At 54.9% G+C, this 22032-nt stretch carries 16 protein-coding genes; 4 read left to right on the forward strand and 12 right to left on the reverse strand.

Annotation, left to right across the window (positions count from 1 at the left end; genetic code table 11):
- Window positions 1-213 precede the first annotated feature (213 nt).
- Entirely contained in the window at window positions 214-1098 is an 885-nt protein-coding gene (locus ACR0B3_RS11180) for a LysR substrate-binding domain-containing protein (RefSeq protein ID WP_480809129.1), read from the reverse strand.
- Between the two features lie 106 nt (window positions 1099-1204).
- Between ACR0B3_RS11180 and ACR0B3_RS11185 the strand changes: the two genes are divergently transcribed.
- Complete coding sequence (locus ACR0B3_RS11185) at window positions 1205-2212, forward strand: ornithine cyclodeaminase family protein (RefSeq protein ID WP_480809130.1); 1008 nt, start codon at window positions 1205-1207, stop codon at window positions 2210-2212.
- The gene (locus tag ACR0B3_RS11190) at window positions 2212-3729 is read left to right on the forward strand and encodes an aromatic amino acid lyase (RefSeq protein WP_480809131.1); all 1518 of its coding nucleotides are present in this window, start codon (window positions 2212-2214) and stop codon (window positions 3727-3729) included. The genes ACR0B3_RS11185 and ACR0B3_RS11190 overlap by 1 nt, the downstream gene beginning before the upstream one ends.
- Window positions 3730-3799: 70 nt before the next feature.
- Here ACR0B3_RS11190 and ACR0B3_RS11195 read toward each other — a convergent pair whose 3' ends face one another.
- The 11 genes from ACR0B3_RS11195 to ACR0B3_RS11245 form a co-directional block, all read right to left on the reverse strand.
- The gene (locus tag ACR0B3_RS11195) at window positions 3800-5263 is read right to left on the reverse strand and encodes a M81 family metallopeptidase (protein ID WP_480809132.1); all 1464 of its coding nucleotides are present in this window, start codon (window positions 5261-5263) and stop codon (window positions 3800-3802) included.
- Window positions 5264-5279: 16 nt separating this feature from the next.
- Window positions 5280-6134: an alpha/beta fold hydrolase gene (locus tag ACR0B3_RS11200; RefSeq protein WP_480809133.1), complete on the reverse strand. Its 855-nt coding sequence runs from the start codon at window positions 6132-6134 to the stop codon at window positions 5280-5282.
- A 68-nt stretch (window positions 6135-6202) separates the two neighbouring features.
- Entirely contained in the window at window positions 6203-8221 is a 2019-nt protein-coding gene (locus ACR0B3_RS11205) for a CocE/NonD family hydrolase (RefSeq protein ID WP_480809134.1), read from the reverse strand.
- A complete protein-coding gene (locus tag ACR0B3_RS11210; RefSeq protein ID WP_480809135.1) occupies window positions 8218-9219 on the reverse strand; it encodes an ABC transporter ATP-binding protein in 1002 nt (333 codons plus the stop codon). Before ACR0B3_RS11210 ends, ACR0B3_RS11205 begins: the two co-directional genes overlap by 4 nt.
- Window positions 9216-10202 carry an ABC transporter ATP-binding protein gene (locus tag ACR0B3_RS11215; RefSeq protein WP_480809136.1) on the reverse strand — a complete coding sequence of 329 codons (987 nt, stop codon included), beginning with the start codon at window positions 10200-10202 and terminating at the stop codon, window positions 9216-9218. The genes ACR0B3_RS11210 and ACR0B3_RS11215 overlap by 4 nt, the downstream gene beginning before the upstream one ends.
- Entirely contained in the window at window positions 10202-11080 is an 879-nt protein-coding gene (locus ACR0B3_RS11220; RefSeq protein ID WP_480809137.1) for an ABC transporter permease, read from the reverse strand. The genes ACR0B3_RS11215 and ACR0B3_RS11220 overlap by 1 nt, the downstream gene beginning before the upstream one ends.
- Window positions 11061-12005, reverse strand: coding sequence for an ABC transporter permease (locus tag ACR0B3_RS11225; RefSeq protein ID WP_170685507.1), 945 nt, complete (start codon window positions 12003-12005; stop codon window positions 11061-11063). Before ACR0B3_RS11225 ends, ACR0B3_RS11220 begins: the two co-directional genes overlap by 20 nt.
- Before the next feature lie 55 nt (window positions 12006-12060).
- On the reverse strand, window positions 12061-13620 hold the full coding sequence (locus tag ACR0B3_RS11230; protein WP_480809138.1) for an ABC transporter substrate-binding protein: 1560 nt from the start codon (window positions 13618-13620) through the stop codon (window positions 12061-12063).
- A gap of 72 nt (window positions 13621-13692) precedes the next feature.
- Window positions 13693-14397, reverse strand: a complete 705-nt coding sequence (locus tag ACR0B3_RS11235) for a helix-turn-helix domain-containing protein (protein WP_480809139.1) — start codon at window positions 14395-14397, stop codon at window positions 13693-13695.
- Window positions 14398-14526: 129 nt separating this feature from the next.
- Window positions 14527-16566, reverse strand: a complete 2040-nt coding sequence (locus ACR0B3_RS11240) for an oxidoreductase (protein WP_480809140.1) — start codon at window positions 16564-16566, stop codon at window positions 14527-14529.
- Window positions 16563-17225, reverse strand: coding sequence for a helix-turn-helix domain-containing protein (locus ACR0B3_RS11245; protein WP_480809141.1), 663 nt, complete (start codon window positions 17223-17225; stop codon window positions 16563-16565). Before ACR0B3_RS11245 ends, ACR0B3_RS11240 begins: the two co-directional genes overlap by 4 nt.
- Before the next feature lie 164 nt (window positions 17226-17389).
- Here ACR0B3_RS11245 and ACR0B3_RS11250 point away from each other — a divergent pair, with 164 nt between their 5' ends.
- On the forward strand, window positions 17390-19384 hold the full coding sequence (locus ACR0B3_RS11250) for a CocE/NonD family hydrolase (RefSeq protein ID WP_480809142.1): 1995 nt from the start codon (window positions 17390-17392) through the stop codon (window positions 19382-19384).
- 2233 nt (window positions 19385-21617) lie between these two features.
- Complete coding sequence (locus ACR0B3_RS11255) at window positions 21618-22031, forward strand: SxtJ family membrane protein (RefSeq protein WP_480809143.1); 414 nt, start codon at window positions 21618-21620, stop codon at window positions 22029-22031.
- The last annotated feature ends 1 nt before the right edge of the window (window position 22032 follow it).

The following is a 22032-nucleotide window of genomic DNA, read 5'->3' on the forward strand; positions in this document are numbered from 1 at the left end:
TTTTTCCTCCTCACACCCTACACAAAAATGGCACACGGCTTCTATCGGCTTGCTGCGCTGGTCCGAGACGCTCAACGAAAAAGAGATGTGTAAGAACTGATAACCAGAACACTTTGTTAGCATTTATCGCTCTGGAATGTGCGGGTTGATTGAAGCCGAGGAAATCTTCGATTCAAAGTCCATTGGTTTTGTCGCGATATATGCGCCCGACCGTCACTCTGTATCTGCCATCTGTCTGAGGTTTTGCCGCAAATTGGCAACGTAGCGCTGATGGTCGCGTCCTTCGGCGTAGGTAGCATAGTATCCGAATGGGAGGCGCAGGCTGTCTTGCCCCAACCGAACCAGTTTACGTTCCCCCAACTCGGTGCCGGCAAGATGCAGCGGTGCCAGAACAACCCCAGTTCCTTGAACGGCGAGTTCGATACCGATCCCTGTGCCTGCGACTCTTAATCCTTTGGAACAATCTGGGTGTCGTGAAACACCGAAATGACGAAACCAGGCAGCCCATGTTGGGTATGAGCTGTAGGATTCCCCCCAATCCACATGAATCAACTTTGAATCAGGGACTGTTGTTAAGTCCTCTGCGAATCCCGGGGCGCACAAGGGTGCAACGTAATCGCGCACCAACTGTTGGCTGGTAAATCCATGACTCTGAATCGGGTGAAAAGATATACGCAGATCCACAGGCGTGCGCCTTGGATCAAACGGATCCGAGTCAATCTGTATCGAAACACCGATTTTGGGGTGGTCTTGTCGAAACCGTGCCACTGCCGGAACGACCAATCGTTCTGACAAAGATTGGATTGTGCTGACCACCAAGTGCGAACGCATGTCCTGTTCCAGGAAGCGTTCAGTAATCTCGGACAGTTGGGTCAGAGCTTGCGCCACCTGAGGATACAACATCTGACCGGCATCAGTTAAAGTCAGAGAATTGTTACCCCGTAAGAATAGCTTCTTCCCCATAAAGGTTTCAGCCTTTGCCACCTGGAGGCTAACAGCGGCTGATGTAACGCCAAGTTCGGAAGCGGCGGCGGTAAAGCCACCGCAGCGTGCGGTCGCTTCAAAGGCTTTGATTGCATTCAAGGGTGGTAACTTCATTCAATGCACTTAGCACAAGTAAAACTTTTGCAAAAGCAAGCATTACTAGGATCACATTCGGTCGGTTTTCGCAGTAGGTTGCCCGGGCTAAGCAAGGGAAAAGCGCATGGCACAGATGACAATCGAATATCTTGGCAAACCAGAGATTGACGCTCTGGCGCTCACAAATGACGAAATCCTGAATGCGGTTGAACAAGGCCTTGTTGCTGCGGGCAAAGGTCAGACCGTGATCGAACCTCGGATGCACCTGACACCCGACCCCAGCTTTAACGGTCATTTCAATGTGCTGCGTGGTTATGTTGCACTGCTGGATTACGCCGGGGTCAAGATTGTGGGCGATTTCGTTGACAACTACAAACAAGGGCTGCCCAGCGAACTCGCGTTGCTCAATTTATTCTGCCCGCGGACCGGTGCGCCGCGCGCCGTGATCGACGCAGCAGGTATTACCGATATGCGCACGGGCGCCTTGACGGCCTTGGGGGCCAAATGGCTGGGTCCAAAGAAGCCAAAGGTTTTGGGCCATCTGGGCGCACGAGGTACCTCGTACTGGAATGTTGCGCTGCTGGATCATCTTTTCGACTTTGAGGAAATCCGTGTTCATTCGCGCCGTCCTGAAAGCCGTGAAGCCTTTGCCGATAAGTTAAGCAAGGATTTGGGCAAGAGAATCGTGGTGACCGAAGACTGGGAGTCGTGCCTCAAAGATGCAGATATCATGATTGAGGCAACGCGCTTGAACGAACCGACACCGATGTTCGATCGGTCTTGGGTCAATAAGGGCGCCTTGGTGGTGCCTTATGGCACGATGAGTACTCTGCCGTTAAACTTTGTCGAAGGCATCGACAAATTCGTGATGGATGATCTGGGTCAGATGCGCGCTGGCCATCTGGGTGCGTTGCGGCCGCACATAGATGCAGGATTGATCACGGAAGAAAGCTTCTATGCCGAGATTGGCGAAATTGCAGCCGGACTTAAACCGGGGCGCGAAAGCGATGATGAGACGATCCTATTCTGGCATCGCGGCATGTCGACCAGCGATATCGCACTAGGCGCGGCCATCCTGGAAAAAGCACGCACCAAGGGCATTGTGCAAGATCTGGTGTATCGGAACGAATGATGTCACCCCTGAATTTGACCGGGGCCGGACTGGACCTTGAGGAACTGGCGCAAGCAGCTCGCGGGGATCGGTCAGTGGCGCTGTGCCCGGAAGGATTGGCGCGTATGGCGCGGTCGCGGGACCTGGTGGATCAGGTTATTGCGGACGGCGTGCCCGTCTATGGTGTGACCACCGGGCTCGGAGCACGCTCAACCGAGGCGTTGGATGCCGAAACACTGCAGGCGTTCTCAGAGCAAACCTTGCGTGGCCGGGCACAAGCAATGGGGCCGCCAGAGGCACCCGTGGTCTTACGCGCAGCCATGATCGTTCGCGCCAATACAATGCTAACCGGTCACAGCGGGGCGCAGCCACAAGTGGCTGAACATATCGTTGCTTGTCTCAATGCAGGTCTAACCCCGGTCGTTGGTCAAGTGGGATCAATCGGTGCAGCAGATCTGGTCTTTAATGCCACCTTGGGTCTTGCGCTGATCGGCGATGGCCGGATGCAGGATCGTTCAGGACAGATCGGTGACAGCGCCGAGATGATGCTGACCCATGGCATCTCTCCGCTGCAACTGGGGCCGCGCGACGGGCTGGCACTGGCCAATCATACCAGTTTCGTCGTTGGGGCGGGGGCACTGGCTATTCAGGCCGCAGATCGCGCATTCGAGGCGCTACAAACTGCTACGGCCCTAACGATGGAGGCGTACCGCGCCAATCTGACTCCGCTGGATGCGCGTGTACTTGGGGTTAAACCTTTGCCTGGGCAGGCAATTGCCGCCGTTGCTCTGGTGTCAAGGCTTGAAGGCAGTGCTTTGTGGAACAGCGCTAATGCACGCCGGTTGCAAGATCCCCTCTCCATTCGCAACGCTGTACAGATTCACGGTGCTTTGGCTCAGGCGCTTTCGACGGCAAAAGCGCTTATCCGGATCGAGCTGAACGGCGTCAGCGATAACCCGGTTGCACTGGTTGACGAGTCCCGGATTATCTCTGGCGGCAACTATTATTCGAGCGAATTGTGCCATGTAGTTGAAGGCGTCAGCCGAGCCTTTGTGCCCGTGGCAATGGCACAGCTGGCGCGAATTTCAAAACTGCTGAATCCGGTTTTCAGCGATCTGCCTGCCTTTCTTGCGCAGGAAAACAGTGGCTCGAACGGCTTTGCACCAGTGATGAAGCCGGCCGAGGCCTGGGCGGCAAAGCTTGTTCACGCGGCGCAGCCGGTGCCTATCTGGCCCAGTATCAATGCCAATGGGATCGAAGATTGCCTACCAAATACCCCGGTTGCCATCCGCGGGCTTGAAGCTGTCGTTGAATGTAGCCGACACCTGAGCGCCATCGAGCTGTTGATTGCAGGACGTGGAGTTGAGTTGCGCGGTTGCAGAACCGAAATCGCACCATTTCTGCGTGACGTGCTGGATAGTTTGCATTCCGTCGCCCCAGCTATGACAGAGGACCGATCAGTAAGCACTGATGTCGAACGGCTGGTGGTCGAGATTGAATATGGCAGCAACCTAGCCTTTTCTCACGATGGTACTTAGAGAACTGTCATCAGATAAGTACCTTATCTAGCTCTGACGCAAAACAAGGACTGAAGTCGCGGGATAAACTTCAAATAATTCGAACCCCTGAACGCAGCTTTGTGTAGGTTTCATAACTGAGTTGGCAGGGAAATTGTCCAGGCGCAGCACATGTCAGGATCTTCTGCGCTATGGGCTCAAAGTCGGCGCGAAAGTGGGCGGTGCTTTTGACGCATATGATCCGCGCGTCTTGTGGTTCCAAATTGAACAATCGAATTTGCGCCAGATCCAGACATTGATTTCGAATGCTGGTGACGATGACACAGATTTGCGTTGCGACCAGCCTTAATGCGACCGAGCGGCCCAGCGTAGCGATGCCACCCCCGTACATTTCTCCTGTATAATAGCACTGGCCGTCGCTCAGGTGATGCACACTCACACGCGCGTTGAAGGGGGTGTCGCCGGGACCTTTCCCGCCAATCTCGGCCACGAACTCTTCACCTTCGCCCAGCTCGTGAGCTTTGGCCGCAAGCTGTGGGTCATGCAGTAGCCCTAGAATGGTCGATGGCGTATTCCGGCGCACCAATTCGCGCAGCAGACCTGTTGTGTCGGCTGTTGCACCGGCGCCCGGATTGTCCTGCACATCCGCTATCACAACTGGCCCAATGCCACCGGTGGCTAGGGCCGCATCAACAGCGTCTTTTGGGTTTGGTAATGTGGTATCGAATGCGGTCTCAACTGCTTGCAACTTTGCAAGCATATGGGCAGCCATAGCCTCGGCATCGGAGCTAGAGGAACCATACGCCAGAACCGAGGGTCCACAATCGGGCGTGTCCGATGCTGTGAATCCCAAGGCGAGTTCCACAAGCTGCGCGCTTGATCCGTCGAATGCATCGAGCGCGGAGTATAGCGTTTTGGCAGGGGCAACCTCTGTATACTGGCAATGTAACGGGATCAGATAGGAGCCTTGCCGCCAAGCCTTCGCTGGCGGTCCGTTTGCAATGATATTGCGCAACATCGGAAATGCTCGTGCGCCAGTTTCTGCCATGTCGAGATGAGGGTAGGTTCTGAAAATGGTTATCGCATCCGAAAGATCTACCATTCGTTTTGAAACATTTGCGTGCATATCCAGGCTTGCAACAAGTGGTAGATCCGGTCCGATGACCTTTCTGATCCGCGCTAGCAATTCACCTTCGCCATCATCCCAGGACTCGGTAACCATCGCGCCATGCAGGTCCAGATAGACCCCGTCTAGCGGCGCCATTGTGGCAAGCGCATTTGTGATGTGACCGGTAATGCTGTCATAAGCATGATCTGTGACTTTGCCGCTTGGCTCAGCCGCGCACCACAGAATGGGTACTATTTCAGCACCTGCCGCTTCAGCGGATTTTGCGAAACCCGCAATGGGTAGGTTCATACCCTGCGTCTTGTCCAAAACATCCTGACCCCACAGCAATTCCGGCCAGCTGTCGGCCTGTTCAAAATCACTCAGCGTCGTTGGAGTGTCGACGAAGGTATTGGTTTCATGCTGAAATCCAGCAATTGCTATTCTCATAATGTACAGTCGACTATCAGGTTTGAACCAACGTCGTGTTCAGGATTTCACGCAGCTTATCCGCGACGACTTCGGGTTTGTGGCGCGTCATTGAAACATGCCCAAGACCTGGAATCTCGTGGAAAGCGCCGTTCATGGCTAGGTCAGAAACCACCTTGCACATGACCGGTGCCGTTTGAACATCTTCTGAGAACGCTACCACATGCATCGGAACCGGGCAGGTCTTCAGGGCTTCGCGGCAATCGAAGTCCAGACAGGCTTCCCACTGATCGATTGTGGCCTGAGGGTCGCGATCGCTGAAGCGTTCGGTATAAGACGCCTTGAGCTGTTCCCATAGTTGGGGCTCGTGCAAGGCTTTGGCAGGAAAGGCATAAACAGCATAGTGCGGGGCCAGAAAGTAATCGGGCAGGGTGATGCCATCTTTGCGCAGGTCGATTTCGGCTTGCATCCAGTCGCGGGTGAATCCGTCGATATACGCTGAAGTGCCCATTGGAATGGCAATCCGCACCTTTTCTGGAAAATCGATGGCGGTTTGTTGTGTAACCAATCCCCCCAGCGACAGGCCGCATACAGCGGCTTCTCCATCGGCGAACGCATCAATTACCGCGGCACAATCGGCTGCATAATCACTCATCTTCCAAGGGGGCGGAGGGGAAACGGTTTTGCCTGCGCCTCGTGGATCGTAAGTGATGCATCGATAGGTATCGGACAGGCGCGCGAACTGTTCCGAGTAGGCCTCGGCAGTCTGATCACCACCCGGCACAAATACTATGGCTGCCCCTTCACCTTCGGTGACCACACGCATTGTCACACCTCCAACCGAAAGTTGGTGGGTCTCAGCCCGCGGACCGAACTGCAAGAACGCTGACATTACTTCTCTCCTGTGATCATTTGACTGGTACCAAAACCATGGCTCGATATTTGTTGGGTATTTGGCGACTACATTCCGTTGCGCGGAATGACATGTGTTTTTTCTTCTTCAAATATGAGCTCGTTTCCTGACCACGCTTTCAGACGCGATATCAGATGAAACTCGGTCGGGGTCGCCTTCTGCTCTGAGTATGTCCAGATCTTTGCGGACCAGTCTTCACGGTCAAAGCCTGCGGTTTGTTCCATCGTGGCAACGGCAGAAAGTGGATCACTTGGATGGATCGTGTAGCGCCGATCGGAAACGTCACTGAGCACTGTACTGATTTCATCAAGGCGGAAATCACCCACGGGGCCAAAAACACCGCCATCAAGGAAAAACCTATGAGTCATTTCACCATTGGTGAGGTCGGTATGAACAGATCGCTCCATCGAGCCTGCTCTGACCTTCGTTTTGCGGGGCTTCGCTGTGGGCCGGGAGGGTTCGGGCAGCGCACGAGGCTCCGTAGTGTTATCAGTCTGGCTGCGGATTGGTAGTTTCAACCGCGATGACCCCGGTTGCACTGTCAGCGTGACGGGTTCAGGCGATGGCCAGAGGATGGGCCAATAGGCCGAGGCGATTTGCAGAACGATGCGATGATCGGGCATCACGCGGTAACCGGTTCCGTAGAGCGGGACTGTCACGGTCATTTCCTCGCCGGGCGTGATCGCCTGGGGATTTGTATCGCTGGTCCGGTGGTTCAGATTACAGAAGCCCCGAGATATCAGTGTTTGTTTGCCGTCTGGGGCTTCGTCGATCAGCAGCGCGGCCACAAAGCCCTGTTCGCGATCAGCTGAGAGTGTGATGTCCACTGAGGGCTGTCCTAATATATCCGTAGCCTTTGCAAGCGGCGCGGCTTTGAACTGCAGCGCTCCTCCGGCCTCGATCCGACAGTCTTCAGCCATATCGCCGGGAATGGCGAATGAACACATGTCTCCAGCAGAAGCCCCAAATGTCTGCGGCGAACATATGGACAGCGTCGGACCTGATTTGGATTCTGTGTCCAGTTCCCCGTCATTAAGCCAAAGCGTATGATCTTGTACATTTGGTGAGGGCCAACTGGCCTCTTGGACCCAATGCCCGTCTCGGTGCAAATGTGTGCCGGAAGGTGCCGCACTGTCTTGCATATAGAACCGCAGTGGCGGCTCATCCATCAATCCTGTGTCGATGCCTTTCAGATGGTGATCCCAAAACCGCAGGACCTCACCGACGAAATCGGCTTTGGGGCCCGGTATGCCTTCATGCGGGTACAGATGGGCCCAAGGTCCCATCAGGATCTTAACCGGTCCGCTGAGGTGTTCTGCGATCCTGAACGGTGTGTCGCGATACAAATCCATCCATCCGCCGAAGAAATATACTGGAATTTCGACATCAGCGTAGTTTTCGCAGATCGAACCTCGCCGCCACATTTCGTCATGGGTTTGGTGTTCCAGCCACATGGCTGGCCAGAACTCGGCCCCTTCCAGCCGCTCGCGCCACATATCGATCCAGCGGTCTGCACCGACGATCTGCGGGTCAGGCGGCATGGCATTGTAGAGCTGCATGATCGAGCCCCACCAGAAGTTGTCGTTGGCGAGACAACCGCCGTAGAAGTGGATATCTTCGCGCCAGCGGTCATCGGTGCCCATGACCGGCGCAATGGCCTTCAATGCAGGGGGGCGCTTGGCTGCGACTTGGAACGCATTATACGCCCCCCAGCTTTTTCCGAACATACCCACATTTCCATCACACCAATCCTGATCCGCGATCCACTGAATGATGTCATGGCCATCCTGCGTCTCTTGATGCGAATACTCGTCCTCGGCCACACCTTCACTGTCGCCATAGCCCCGGATATCAACGCGAATCGAGGCATACCCGGCGGCGGCGAAATGCGGATGCATGCTTTCGTCGCGCATCCGCGTGCGATCCCGGCGTCGATATGGGATATATTCAAGAATACAGGGCATTGGGTTGGTCTTTGCCTCTTCAGGCAACCACAACCGCGCGGCAAGTTTGGTTCCGTCAGGCATGGGAATCCAAACGGTTTCGATGACCTCAATTGGGCTCATGATGCTGCTCTTTCATTTAGTTCGGGTGGGCGGGCCCCGGGTTCTAGCGGGTAATTGCACGCAACGGCGCGTCCATCTGTAATCTGACGGTTTGGAGCGTCAACACTACAACGCGACTGCGCCCAGGGGCAGCGGGTATGGAACTCGCACCCTGATGGCCGGGCCAGCAATGACGGCACCTCAGCAGGCAAGGTGATCCGGTCATGGGTTTTGTCCGGGTCGGGTTCTGGATTGGCCGACAGAAGCGCGGCAGTGTAAGGGTGTTGCGGTGCGCCAAAGACGTCCTCGGTGTTTCCGGCTTCGACGAACCGACCCAGATACATCACGGCAGTCCGGTCAGCCACATGATGTACCACGTGCAGATTGTGGGTAATGATCACCATTGCGAGCCCAAGCCGCTCGCGTAGATCGTTCAGCAGATTCAGTACCTCGCCCTGAACGGATACATCCAGTCCGGCTGTAGGCTCGTCCGCGATGATCAGGGCCGGGTCCAGCGCGATAGCACGTGCGACGCCGACACGACGGGCTTGTCCGCCCGATAGCTGATGCGGAAAGCGCGAAGCGAAACTTGTGGGAAGCCCGACCAGCGTTAGCAGTCGCTCGGCCTCATCCCGAAGATTGCGGCCCTCAATGCCGTGGATACGAAAAGGCTCGGTCACCAGATCGCCGATGGTCATGCGGGGAGAGAGCGATCCTACGGGGTCCTGGAACATCATCGACATGCGCTTGCGCACCGGCTTCATCGCCTTGCGGTCCAGTTCGTCGATACGCTGATCCTCGAACGTTATTGTCCCGGCGCTGATCTCTTGCAGGCCATTTACGGCACGTGCAAGCGTCGTTTTGCCAGAACCGCTTTCACCCACAAGGGCAAAGGTCTCACCCCGGTTGACCTCAAAGCTGACCCCGGCCACGCCAAGGATCGCGCTTTTTCGTCCTAGCCCCCCGACCGGAAAAGAGACCTGAACATCTTCGACCTTGAGAATGGGCTCACTGCTCATGCCATCGCTCCGGTTTCTGCTGGGGTCTCCGCGACAAAGCAGCGGGCAATGTGACCGTCCCCGATATCCTTTTCGGGTGGGGGCGCCGAACATAAGTCACTGACGCGGTCGCATCGATTGGCGAAAATGCAACCCGCGGGCCGCGCCCTTAGGTCAGGTATTTCGCCTGGGATTGTTGGTAGGTTGCGGGTACGTTCGCTCTGTCTTGCGGGATCGCATTCCAGCAGTCGCGCCGTATAAGGATGCCGTGGGTCCTGAAAGATTTGCCGGACCGTGCCGCGCTCGACCACTTCTCCTGCATACATGACCACAACGTCGTCACAAAGCTCGGCTATGACGCCGAGATGGTGTGAGATGAACATGACCGAACAGCCGATCTTTTGTTGCAGATCCTTGAGCAGTTCGATCGTCGTCACTTCCAACGTTGCATCCAGTGCGGTCGTCGGCTCATCCGCGATTAACAAGGCGGGCTCCATCATCAGAGCCATGGCGATGGCGATCCGCTGCTTCATCCCACCTGAAAACTGGTGCGGATATCGTGCCAGTGCCGCGCGGGCGTCGGGAATGCGAACTAGTTCCAGCATCTCGACCGCGCGTTCCATCTTCTCCTCTTTCGACAGAGAAGAGCGATACTGGATATTTAACATCTGTTTACCCACCGAAATCACCGGGTTCAGCGCTCCCATCGGGTCTTGAAACACGGTCGCGATGCGCGGACCGCGCAGGTCGCGCATCCGCGACGGGGATAGGGTGGTCAGATCATCCTGCCCCTCAAACAAGATTGAACCGCTGTCGATACTACCATTGTCAGCCAGTAGGCCAAGAATGGCATTGATCAGCGTGGACTTGCCGCAGCCAGATTCGCCGACGATGCCAACGAACCGGTTCTCAGGGACATCGAAGCTGACGTTTTTCAACGCGTGCAGCGGCCCGGCCTCGGTCGAGAAGCTGACATTCAGGTTGTCAATACGCAGAGTGGTCATCAGCGTCCTTTCAGCCGGGGGTCGAATACGTCCCGCAGCGTCTCACCGAGGAATGTAAAGCCCAGTGTTGTGATGATGATCGGCACGCCGCCTGCGATCGCAATCCAGGCGGTGTCGCGAATATTGGTGAACCCGTCATTCAGGATCGATCCCCAGCTAGGGGTGGGCGGACGAACGCCGAGGCCCAGAAAGCTCATTCCCGCTTCGATGCCGATGACGACAGGAATGTCCATCGACGCAAGGATAACGAGCGGTCCGATCACGTTGGGCAGAATATGTACCCGCAGGATTCGGGCCGAAGAGGCGCCCATGCTTTGTGCGGCAGTGACATATTCCGAGGTCTTCAGAGCGATGGTCTGAGTCCGAATGATCCGTGCGTATCCGGGCACTGTGACCAGGACGACCACGACCATGACGGCAGTCAGCGACGGCCCCATCAGAGTGACCAGCGCAAGGGCCAGCATCACGGTCGGAAAGCTTTTCATCGCGTCAAAGATCAGGATCATCAGGTTGTCCAGCCAACGCGGCCCATAGCCCGCGATCAAACCCAGGATGATACCAATCACCAGCGAGACGGCGGTCGAGACCAGCGCAACGAACAGCGCGATGCGTCCGCCATATAGAACACGCGCAAACAGGTCGCGCCCCAATTGGTCGGTGCCCATCAGATGCTCACCGCTTGGGCCTTGAAAGCGGTCACGCGGGTTGATTTTTGTTGGGTCCCAGCCGGTCAACAGATCGGCAAACAAGGCGCCGAAGATGACGAAGAGCACAAGGAACAATCCCAACGCGCCGAGAGGCTCGCGCAGGATTTTGCGGATCGGACGCCAAAGCTCGGCCATGCGCCCGGGGGCGGGGTTAGAAACTGCTTCTGACACGAGGATCCAAAGCTCCGATGATGAGGTCTGCCAACAGATTGAGCAGAACGAACAGAACGGTTGTGATAAGGACGGTGCCCGTCACGATGGGGAAGTTACGGGTCAGGATGGCGTCATAGACCAGCTTGCCAACGCCGGGGCGTGCAAAGACGATCTCGGCAAACACGGCCGAGGACAGCATCTGACCGATACCAACGCCCAGTAGGGTCACCGTGGGCAGGATCGCAATCGACAGCGCATAGCGATATGTGATTGTTCGATCCGGCAGGCCAAAGGCACGCGCGGTGCGGATGTGGCTGGCCTCAAGCACTTCGAGCATCGAGGCACGAACCATGCGGGCGATATATCCGACCCAACCCAAGCCAACGGCCAGAGACGGCAAGATCAAGTGTGTGAGTTGATCGCCGAGATTGCCGGGTTCCCCGGCACCAATTGCGGGCAGCCAACGCAGTTCAACGGCGAAGATCAATAGCGCATAGATTGCGATCACAAACGAGGGCACTGCGATCACGGCCACGGAAAGGATGCCAACGATCCGGTCAGCCCAGCTGCCCCGGCTGACAGCCGCCCAGCAACCCAGCGGAATGCCCAGGGCCACCGACCACGTGATGCCGCCGACGATCAGGGCCAACGTGTATGGCAGCTGTTCGAACACAACGGTTGTGACGGGCCGGCCCGACAGAACTTCGTCGCCCAGATCACCGGTCCAGGCGCCGATGTAGAAATTCCAGAACTGAACCAGAACCGGCTGGTTCAGCCCCATTTTCTCGCGCAGGGCGGCGCGCATTTCCTCGGTCGCCCGAGGCCCCAGCGCAACCGAAGCCGGGTCGCCGGGGATCAGATAGATCATGCAAAACAGCAGGAACATGGCGACTGACACGATCGCAGCGGCCAGCCCGAGCCGTTTGAAGAAATAGCTTATCATAAGCGCCCCCTATAGGTGTGCGGGCGGCGCGTCGTACACCGCCCGTTTGCGTGGATCAGGCGGGTTTGAACTTTGGGAATAGCGGATCACCGTTTGGCTGCAAGCCCGGGCTTACCGTATCCTTGTGGATCAGCCCAACGACCTCATGCGTTAGGAAGACATAGCAGCCGCTTTCATCCATGAGACCCTGCATCTTCTTGTAGATCTCGTCGCGCTTGGCCGGATCGCTTTCCTGCAGGCCTTCCTCGTGCAGGGCCTTGTATTCGGCGTTGTCAAAGCGTTCCCAGTTCCAAACGCCAACCTGTTCCGGCGTGAACCAGACCGTTGCCCAGCTGGGGTCGGGGTTCATCGAGAAACGGCTGAGTACCAGCTGCAGATCCATGAAATAGTCGCCGTCCTTCGAGCCCAAAGTCCAGAAGGTACCACTGTCATTCTGCTTGATCTCGCAGGTGATGCCGACCTCGGCAAGATTGGCCTGAATGACCTGAGCTGCCGTTAGTCGTTCGGACTGGTTGAGGATGTCCAAGGTGACCGTCATGCCTTCTGCACCCGCTTCGGCCAGCAATGCGCGCGCCTTGTCAGGATCATAATCATAGGTCACGCTGTCCCGGCTGCCGGGCAGGCCCGGAGCGATGATGCCATTGCCCACGGCTGCGGCGCCGAAATAGGCGGCGTCAACCACGGTTTGCCTGTCAATCGCGTGCTGAATGGCGCGGCGGATGCGCACGTCTTTCAGCGCTTCGTTATCCTGGTTCATGCCCAGCCAGACATAGGCGAGCGAGGGTTTTTCTTCGACAACCGAGCCCGCAGGCGGATTTTCCTTGAGACGCGGCAGCGACGAAACAGAGGTCCAAGTGTAGTCCAGATCGCCGGCTTCAAAGCCAAGTTCGGCTGTCGCCGGGTCTTCGATCGGCAGAATGTGGATCTCTTCATACCCACCCGGCTCATACGCCCAATCCGGGTTGCGTTTCAGAACGGTTCTTTGCTTGGGGACCCATTCGGTCAGTATATACTGACCGGATTGCGCCACCGGTTCAGCCCCGATTTTACCCCCGATTTCTTCAAACGCCTTGCGCGAAACGATACAAGAGGCAGGTGTCGGCAGAGTGGTTGTCCACAGCGGTACGAACTTGTTCTTCAGATGGATCAGGCCCGATAGGGTGTCCTTGACCTCAACCTCTTTCAGGGCGCTCCAGTCGCCTGCATAGGGGCTTTCATTGGCGGGATCTGCGATCCGCTCGATAGAAAACTTGACGTCATCGGCGGTCATCTGACCAAAGCCGTCGGTGAAGCCGATCTTGTCGCGCAATTTGAAGGCGACGGTCAGATCGTCCAGCTGCTCGATGCTTTCGACGGCAACCGGACTCCAACCCCAAGTATCCCCGGGCTGAGACGCCACCATCGGCGCGAAAATCGAGCTGATGATATGGTCTTCGGGCAAAGACAGCCGGAAGGCAGGATCGAGGATTTGAAGGTCGCTATAGGACCGAACGGTCAGTATCTTTCCATCCGCGCTGACGGCCATATGCGGAAACGCAAGACTGGCCGCGCCAAGCGCACCGGCACCGGCCAGAACCGAACGGCGTGATACGTCGCCTTTGAACATTGAACTCATGAGATGACTCCCTGTTGTCATTCTTGTCGGATTATCCCGACGAGGTTGAGCGCAGGCCCTAGGCCCGCAGATTTAGCCGCCAGCAGATGCGCTTTTCTTCTTTTCTTTCTGTGGCAACGTTTCAGTGGCATCGGATTCCACATATTTCGGAATGATGACCGGTGAATTCACCCAAATCAGTCGTGCAGGCTTGTCCGAGACGTTGTTGATTGTGTGAACGATATCGCCAGGGATGCTGAAGCTGTCACCAGATCGAAGGGTGATAGTTTCATCCTCCAGTTTAAGCTCCAATTCCCCATCAACAATGATGCCATGCAGCTCGCCATCGCGGGAGGCGTACCTTTCGACCGACTGTTCTGAGTGGGGCAGGTATTCAGAGATGCCCAGATAAAATGCGCCACCGATAGAGCTGGAAAGCAGTTGGTCAGAATACCCGCTTTTTTCAACGGATTCGTCATACAGCAGATTCAAATTTCGACGATTTGTGTGGCGTACAACATGGTTGCGTTCGAGCCGCCCAGTACCCAGACGCCTATTGAAGAACCATTCTTCAGGGACAGCCAATGCATCCGCTATTTGTGAGACTTTACGTAATGAGGCGCTGACGGTACCCCGTTCGATCGCGCTGAGATGGCTGACAGAAACACCACTGATGCGCGCCAGTTCCGCAAGCGTCATCTGCCGTGTTTTGCGCAATTGACGCACTTCGGACCCAAAGGCCGCAAGGCTTTCTTCGGTTGCAGATTGATCAGACTTTTTAGCTGGTCCCTTGTTCACGAATTCCCCCGCTCAATCACGTGGCATACGGGATCATTACGTCAAGTTTTGTTTTCTGCAAGAATTTTTAATCATTTTTCTCGTGATACTATAGATAACTGCTGGCCGTTGAGGGTGGAGTGGCGCTTTTCACCACCTGATTCCAAAGCGCAAAGCATCGTAGATCGCCGCATGCGTGTTGCGGCAAGATACGGCATCTCCGATCCGATAAAGATCAAAGCGGCCTTCAGGGTTTTTCTGGGGAAACAGCGTACCATCACCACTGACCAGTGAGTCTTGATCAACTGCACCTAGATTGCGTGACAGGGGTTTGAGATCAAAATACAGGTCGTCCAATGGCAACGTCCCTTGATTGACAACCACTTGATCATATTGCCTGTTCTCGGTCAGGTCAGAATAATCCGTACCAATTGTGGCCTGCAGCTGATTTCCTGAACGCTCCAAAGCTGTCAAAGTTCTGGCAACGGTGAAGACGGTGCGGGTTTTTTGCAAGGCGCGCATGTAAGGCACCAAGTTCATCCCCATCACCTCGGGTGCAAAGCTGCGGTCACGGGTCATGATTTCGACCCTTGCACCGGCGGTCGCGATGACCTCTGCAGCCATGAGAGCTGGATGGTCGCCAGCATCATCATAGATCAGCACATTTTCACCCGGTGGCACATCGCCTGATAGGATATCCCAAGCGGAAATCGCTAGTTCATTGCCCGAATCAAGGATTGTTGTTTCTGGCAGCCCACCTGTTGCGATCACGACCATATCAGGCGACAGGGCGGTCACGTCCTCGATATCCGCGAACGTATTGAAATGGAACTGCACGTCACGCGCGGCGCACTGTGCCATACGCCAATCAATGATCCCGATCATCTCGGCCCGGCGCTTGGATTGCGCCGTCAGGCGTACCTGCCCTCCAGGCTCGGGGGCAGCTTCCAGGACTGTCAACTCGTGCCCGCGCTCTGCCGCGACCCGGGCAGCTTCCAACCCGCCGGGGCCTGCGCCGACAATGACTGCGCGACGTCGGGTTTTGGCGACCGGTATGACATGAGGCATCGATAATTCGCGCCCCGTCGCGGGGTTGTGAATGCACAGGGCCTCGCCAGCCTGATAGATGCGATCAAGGCAGTAGGTCGCGCCAACGCAAGGGCGGATGTCGTCTTCCTTTCCGGAATTGATTTTGCTCACGATCAAGGGATCAGCCATGTGCGCGCGGGTCATGCCGACCATATCCAGCAGGCCAGAGGCCACTGCGTGCCTAGCCGTTGCAACGTCCGGGATGCGGGCTGCATGGAAGGTCGGCATTCCGATCTCGGCTCGCACACGTCCAGCGAAATCCAAGTGCGGTGCGCTTTTCATTCCTTGGACTGGTATGACATCCGTCATTGCCGGATCGGTATGAATGCGCCCTCGAATGACGTTCAGAAAGTCTATCTGACCGCTGTCGCGCAGCCTTCGCGCGATCTCGAGCCCTTCTTCCTCGGTTATACCGCCTTGTTCGGCTTCATCTGCGGTGAAACGAACCCCGACAATGAAACCCGGACCAACACGGTCGCGGATCGCATCCAAAACCATGGTTCCAAAGCGCAGTCGGTTGTCGAGGCTCCCTCCGAACGGAGCATCCATAGTGTTCGTCAGCGGGGACCAGAACTGATCAAGCAGATGACCATAGGCCTGCAATTCGATCCCATCCAGACCAGCCGCTTGCATCCGTTCTGCGGCATCGGCGTAATCAACCACGATGCGCTCGAGATCGAAATCTTCAACCTTCTTTGGAAAGGCCCGATGCGCCGGTTCGCGATAGTGCGAAGAGGATACCGAGGGCAGCCAATCCCCTTTATTCCAGCCTGTGCGCCGACCCAGATGGGTCAGTTGGATCATCACGGCGCAGCCATGGGTATGACAGGCATCGGTAAGCTCGCCCATCCAGCGCACTACCTCATCCTTATAGGCGAGAATATTGTTGAACACGGGCGGGCTGTCTCGGCTAACGGTGGCCGATCCTGCCGTCATCGTCAGGGCGACACCTGCTTTCGCGCGCATTTCATGATAGGCGCGGTAACGCTCTTTGGGCATTCCGTCTTCGGGGTAGGCGGGTTCATGACTGGTTGTCATGATCCTGTTTTTCAGGGTCAGGTGTTTCAGTTGATAGGGCTGTAAGAGGGCATCGCGGCTCATGTTGAAGCTTCCCGATCCGAAGTCTGAGGCGCAGCTACATCCTTGGGTATCACGACCGGAGACACCGCCCATATCAAACGGCAAACCTGATCGGTCCGGTTCCGCGCATGATGAGGTATGCGCGCGTCAAAGCTATAGCTGTCTCCGGTGCGAAGCGTGATGAATTCATCGCCAATCCGCATCTCGAGTTCACCTTCCAGGACTAACCCGTGCTCTTCGCCCTCGTGCTTTTGAAGTCGCTCTTCCGGGCGCTCGGAATGGGGCGCATAGACTGCGAGGCCCATATAGAATTGTCCGCCGATCGAGCTGGAAAGAAGTTGGTCAGTATATCCTAACTCAGACGCGTCCTGACCATACAGCGTGTTAAGCGCGCGCCGGTTCTGAGCCCGAACGACAAATGCCTGTTCCATTGGGCCGGGCCCGGCACGGCGGGCAAAGAACCAATCGGGCGTAACACTTAGTGCGCTGGCAATGGCCTGTAAGACGTCAACTGACGGTTTCGACACGCCGCGTTCGATCGCAGACACGTGGCTGAGTGATATTCCGGCCTCTTCGCTGAGCTGTTTCAGCGTAAGTTGGCGTACTTTGCGCAGCTGCCGAACCTCGCTGCCTAACGAGGAGATTGCGGAGGGTAATGCGACGACATTGTCAGAAGGCATATTGCTCTCAGAGTTTGGATGAGCGGATGTTTGGCGCGAATAATGAAATCAGACTAGAATTTTAATGTCAAATTCTAATACAGATCGAATATTCTGACCCTATTGCAAGTTTGATATGAATTTGCAGAAGTGAAGCAGGCATAAAGTGCAAATAGCGGATCAACATGACAGACCAAGCCGTCTATCCCTTTGAAGTATCAGAGACCGACCATTTGTGGATCGAGATGCCGGACGGCGTGCGACTTGCCGCTCGGCTCTGGCGTCCGGCCACGCAAATGCCCGTGCCGGCGATCCTGGAATACATACCCTATCGTAAGTCTGACATGGTCCGCGCGCGCGACGAGCGGAACCATCCCTTTTTTGCAGCCCATGGATATGCCTGCATCCGCGTTGATATGCGAGGTTCTGGCGACAGCGAAGGGCATATGCCTGACATGTATGCCAAAGCTGAACTTGATGACGCGCGGCATGTCATCGAGTGGCTGGCCGCGCAATCCTGGTGCACTGGGCGCATCGGAATGTTTGGAACTTCATGGGGCGGGACTGCTGCTCTTCAGGCAAGTGTCAACGCACCTGAATCGCTAAAGGCGACGATAGCCGTTTGCGCCACGCATGATCGGTTTGAGGATGACATCCACTACATGGGTGGGTGCGTGTTGTCTGACACATTCGAATGGGGTGCAACGCTGCCCTCGATCCTAGCCTCGCCGCCGACGCCGAATGTAGGGGCAGGTTGGCAATCTCTTTGGAAAGAGAGGATCGAGAACCTCACCTTCCCGCTTGAGAATTGGCTGCGTGAAAGACACCGAGGAGAGTATTGGCGACACGGTTCTGTCATACATAATGCAGATTCACTTACCGTTCCGATCTTGTCGGTTGGCGGGTGGAGCGATCGCTACTCAAACTCGGTGATGTCTTTGTCTGATGCCCGGCCCGACCTGGTGTGGGGGGTGGTTGGCCCTTGGGGCCATCACTACCCCGACCATGGTACACCAGGGCCTGCGATCGGGTTTCAAGCATTGGCGCTTGAATGGTGGGATTATTGGTTGAAGACGGACAGGTCAGAAGCACCAAAATGGCCACGTCTGCGAACGTGGATGCGTGAATTCGATATACCCGTTGACACTTTGGACGAAAGGTCGGGGAATTGGGTTCAAAGCAACCCAGCGCGCGAAGAAACGGTGGTGAAAGACCTATCTCTGTGCGCATTTGAAACAGTAAACACCGAGACGCCTTGGAAAATTCCTGCAGATGCGACGGTGGGGCAATGTGCAGGAGATACAGGATATTTTGGTCGTATGGGCGGATTGCCGCTGGATCAAAACCCGGACGATAGCCGTTCTTTGGTTTTTGAAACCGCTCCATTGACCGAAGACTTGATAATCTACGGCTCGATTGTTGTTCGATTGAGCGGAAACGTTGGCGACCAGCCGGGCCAAATTATCGCCAGGCTTAATGATGTGAACCCCGACGGCATCGCCGCGCGCATCAGTTATGGCATTCGAAATCTGTCGCTCGACGATAACTTGGATCGTACCGAAACAGCGGCTGACAACGGCGAATTCGCCGCCGATATCAAGCTTCACTCGACCGCCTATCGCGTTCGAAAGGGGCACAGGTTGCGCCTTGCGTTGTCTTCATCCTACTGGCCTTTGGTCCACACGATTGCACGCACCGAAGACATCCTGCTGGATGGCGGCGTGCTGTCCATACCAAGTATGCAGCGCGAGCCTTCCGATCTGAAGAAATTGCTACCTCCGGTGCAGGATCTGCCAGCGCAAAAAAATCATGCAACTACTGCTGTAGGCGAACTGGAGCGTTGGACAGAGGATCTTGGTGGAGTGATCGAGATGGGTTGGAAGCAACCGCGGCTCGAAACAACGTATATTCAGACACAGACGGTATTCAGCTATGAAACCAGCATTATACATTCATTGGATATTTCGGGTTCGAAAGCGCAGGAGACGCGGGTTAAACACAGAATGATGTTTGAGCGGCCTGACGGGATTGCTGAGGTTTCCGTTGCCTTGCATGGGTGTTCTGTGGCTGGGGGCGTTACGGCCGATGCCGAGCTTACTGTTCTTTGGAACAGCCATCATTTCGCGACTAGACGTTGGAGCGTGCCCCGAGAGCCGGAAACAATCTCGCGGTTTCTATGAAGCGGTTTGTTGAGGTCTTCAACAGGCGGTGAAACCTCGTCCAGATCGACTTGTGAGTTAAGGTCGTTGCCTTTGCAATTCCTGCTAAAAATACTATCTACACCAGCAGTCCTGCTACCGGTCCCCTTACGCCCGCTTCTGTTGCTGTTCTCACCGCTGTTGCTATAGTTTGCAGGGGCGCTATCATCGCCTTTGGTATTGCGATTACTGCTGTTACTGGCATTGGCAGGGTTAGGCCGAGTAGCATTCGATGTTTGTTGGGCGAAATTGGACCGTTTGGAATTTACGGTGCCGGTTCGGGCAATCACAATGACGCTGACGTTTCTTTCATCGGGTTTCATAACCAGAAGGCAATTGCAAACCAGATCTGACTGAACGACGCGCACATCGACATACGTGCCGCCGAATGCTCTCTGGACACTATTGATGACCTGTTTCAGCCGGATCGTGCCACCTGTCAGGGTCACATTGAGTAGTTCAAATTGCTTGATCTCACGTATTTGGCCGATCGTTACATTGACATTAGGTTTGCCGGGAGTCTCGCAGCTAAGCGGCGTTCAAAGTGTACAGACGCTAGATCGTAGTCTATTCAATAGGCTTGGAGTTGCGTGAATATCATCTGAATCCACCCTGATGGTCGCAAGATCCCAGCAGAATAGATTGTTGGCCTAATAAGGAAACGATGACAGTGTTAGGGTTGAAAGAGGAATTTGCATAATGAGATTGGTTTCGCGGACAGAAAGACACGAGTTTATTTTGATTTAGCGATATTGATAATGATCTCGGTGCTGCTGAGCGCAGCGTTCACGGCGGGTTTTGCGCCACTGCACCAGAAATGCAACGTCTGTTCGGCCTCTGGCGCTTCAGGCATTTTGCACTGTTTTTTGCGCTAGTTCTTGTTGTGAATTATTTGCTGCTAAAGGCATTCGGGAAAAGAGAGTAGCAGCTGACCTTCCTTGGCTCAGTCTTGATGTGTGGCGTTTTCTATGGACTTTATTGAGATTGTTGGTCAAATCGGCTTTTTCAGCTGGGATACAGTTTTTTAGGACCATCTAATGAGGCGGTAAGTATCTGAGCTTCATTCAGACCCCGAATGTGGACAAGAAAATAGCTTCCTTTTAGGGTCTTGTAGTCATTTGGGGTGTGTCAAGCGAGCCAATCGAGTTCGACAATAAAACAGACGCGCTAGGATTCAGAAACGACTTTGACCCGCCTACAGTCCGTGTGGTTCTGATCGGCGACAACTTCATTCATGGGCCAATTATATCGCAGGATGATCTGATCAATGTCGCCCTGAGCAAGAATTCTGACGCGGATGTTGCACAGGCTGCCTTGCTTGGGTTAGCGCCGTAAGCCGCACAAGATGTGTTCTTAGGCTCCGGCATATCTCCAAAATGAAAGGTGATTACTCATTTTATTTTTTGGGGCAACGATCTCTTCGATTCATATTTTTTCTGAAAATCGGTTGGTCAAAGCACCTGTGACAGATTCTAGTGATCTTGACGAAGAACAATACCCGCCCCTCGAGAAAACACTATGGAAAGGCCTTCCCATTCTCACGGATTGTCAGCAGGGCTTAGCCTGTTTGAATATTTGCGAAATAGATGCGCAGCCTTACGCATTTGCATGGCCGACAAGGTTTGTCAGTGGTTTTGAAACTCAGTCGAAGGTAATCCCTAGCTCACTTGATAGATTCGTTGAGCAGATCGAAGAACAGGTTGGTGAACTGCTGGTTGTTTAAATCACATCAAAAATTGGGGCCTTGGCGCCGTATTGTATCTATCCGAAAGACGTTAAGCCAAAAAGACGAAAATGCGCATACCACGCCTTTGCGTGGTGATGAGTTGAATACATGGATTCAAAGCAGCATTATTCCGTTTCTCGATTTGACTGATGCACAGCGCGCGTAAACAAAAAAGGGAAGAAGTCCCGTGGTTTTGGGGAGATACTCCCTGTATTGAGCTCGGACACCATGTCGCTGCTGATGAGATTGCGAACTGGGAACATTTTAACCTTGCAATTGATCGTGCCGAAACTTCTGCTGCTGCAGATTAAAGTTGGGTTCATTTAGGAAGCTTGGCGGTTCAGAATTTTCTTTCTCGTGGGTACTATAGGTATGCCGGTGCTAGGGAGTGAGTTGACAAAGGCCGAGGTATAAGTTCACCTTAACAGAAGGGCCGTATCTGACCTTTGATCTTAAGTTTTGTTGTTGTGTAAATTGATGTGAGGGACAATGTCAGAACATTCGTCCAATACCGAGCCGAAGATGGGCTCGGACCGTTCTTTCGGATTAGTCTTCGCCTTTGTTTTTGCTGTCATCGCATTTTGGCCAGTTATCTTTGGGACTGGTGGTGTGCGAACATGGGCGCTGGTGATTTGCGCCGTATTTTTAGTTCTGGCATTTGCATCACCCAAGTTGTTGGCGCCATTGAACCGGGTCTGGTTCAAATTCGGTCTGCTTCTGGGATCGATCGTGGCACCTATCGTTATGCTCTTGATTTTCTTTTTGACGGTTGTGCCAATTGGTTTGTTGCGGCGCATGAGGAACCCTGATCCTTTGAAGCAGCGCATTGAGCCAGAAAAGAGCAGTTATTGGGTAGACCGTTCGGGCGAACACCCGCAATCATCAATGTTTAAGCAATACTGAA

It is taken from the genome of Ruegeria sp. CE9, from assembly GCF_056537425.1.

Coding starts and splice junctions, on each gene's coding strand:
- ACR0B3_RS11180 (WP_480809129.1), bottom strand. CDS start 1,098: ATGAAGTTACCACCCTTGAATGCAATCAAAGCCTTTGAAGCGACCGCA.
- ACR0B3_RS11185 (WP_480809130.1), top strand. CDS start 1,205: ATGGCACAGATGACAATCGAATATCTTGGCAAACCAGAGATTGACGCT.
- ACR0B3_RS11190 (WP_480809131.1), top strand. CDS start 2,212: ATGTCACCCCTGAATTTGACCGGGGCCGGACTGGACCTTGAGGAACTG.
- ACR0B3_RS11195 (WP_480809132.1), bottom strand. CDS start 5,263: ATGAGAATAGCAATTGCTGGATTTCAGCATGAAACCAATACCTTCGTC.
- ACR0B3_RS11200 (WP_480809133.1), bottom strand. CDS start 6,134: ATGTCAGCGTTCTTGCAGTTCGGTCCGCGGGCTGAGACCCACCAACTT.
- ACR0B3_RS11205 (WP_480809134.1), bottom strand. CDS start 8,221: ATGAGCCCAATTGAGGTCATCGAAACCGTTTGGATTCCCATGCCTGAC.
- ACR0B3_RS11210 (WP_480809135.1), bottom strand. CDS start 9,219: ATGAGCAGTGAGCCCATTCTCAAGGTCGAAGATGTTCAGGTCTCTTTT.
- ACR0B3_RS11215 (WP_480809136.1), bottom strand. CDS start 10,202: ATGACCACTCTGCGTATTGACAACCTGAATGTCAGCTTCTCGACCGAG.
- ACR0B3_RS11225 (WP_170685507.1), bottom strand. CDS start 12,005: ATGATAAGCTATTTCTTCAAACGGCTCGGGCTGGCCGCTGCGATCGTG.
- ACR0B3_RS11230 (WP_480809138.1), bottom strand. CDS start 13,620: ATGAGTTCAATGTTCAAAGGCGACGTATCACGCCGTTCGGTTCTGGCC.
- ACR0B3_RS11240 (WP_480809140.1), bottom strand. CDS start 16,566: ATGAGCCGCGATGCCCTCTTACAGCCCTATCAACTGAAACACCTGACC.
- ACR0B3_RS11245 (WP_480809141.1), bottom strand. CDS start 17,225: ATGCCTTCTGACAATGTCGTCGCATTACCCTCCGCAATCTCCTCGTTA.
- ACR0B3_RS11250 (WP_480809142.1), top strand. CDS start 17,390: ATGACAGACCAAGCCGTCTATCCCTTTGAAGTATCAGAGACCGACCAT.
- ACR0B3_RS11255 (WP_480809143.1), top strand. CDS start 21,618: ATGTCAGAACATTCGTCCAATACCGAGCCGAAGATGGGCTCGGACCGT.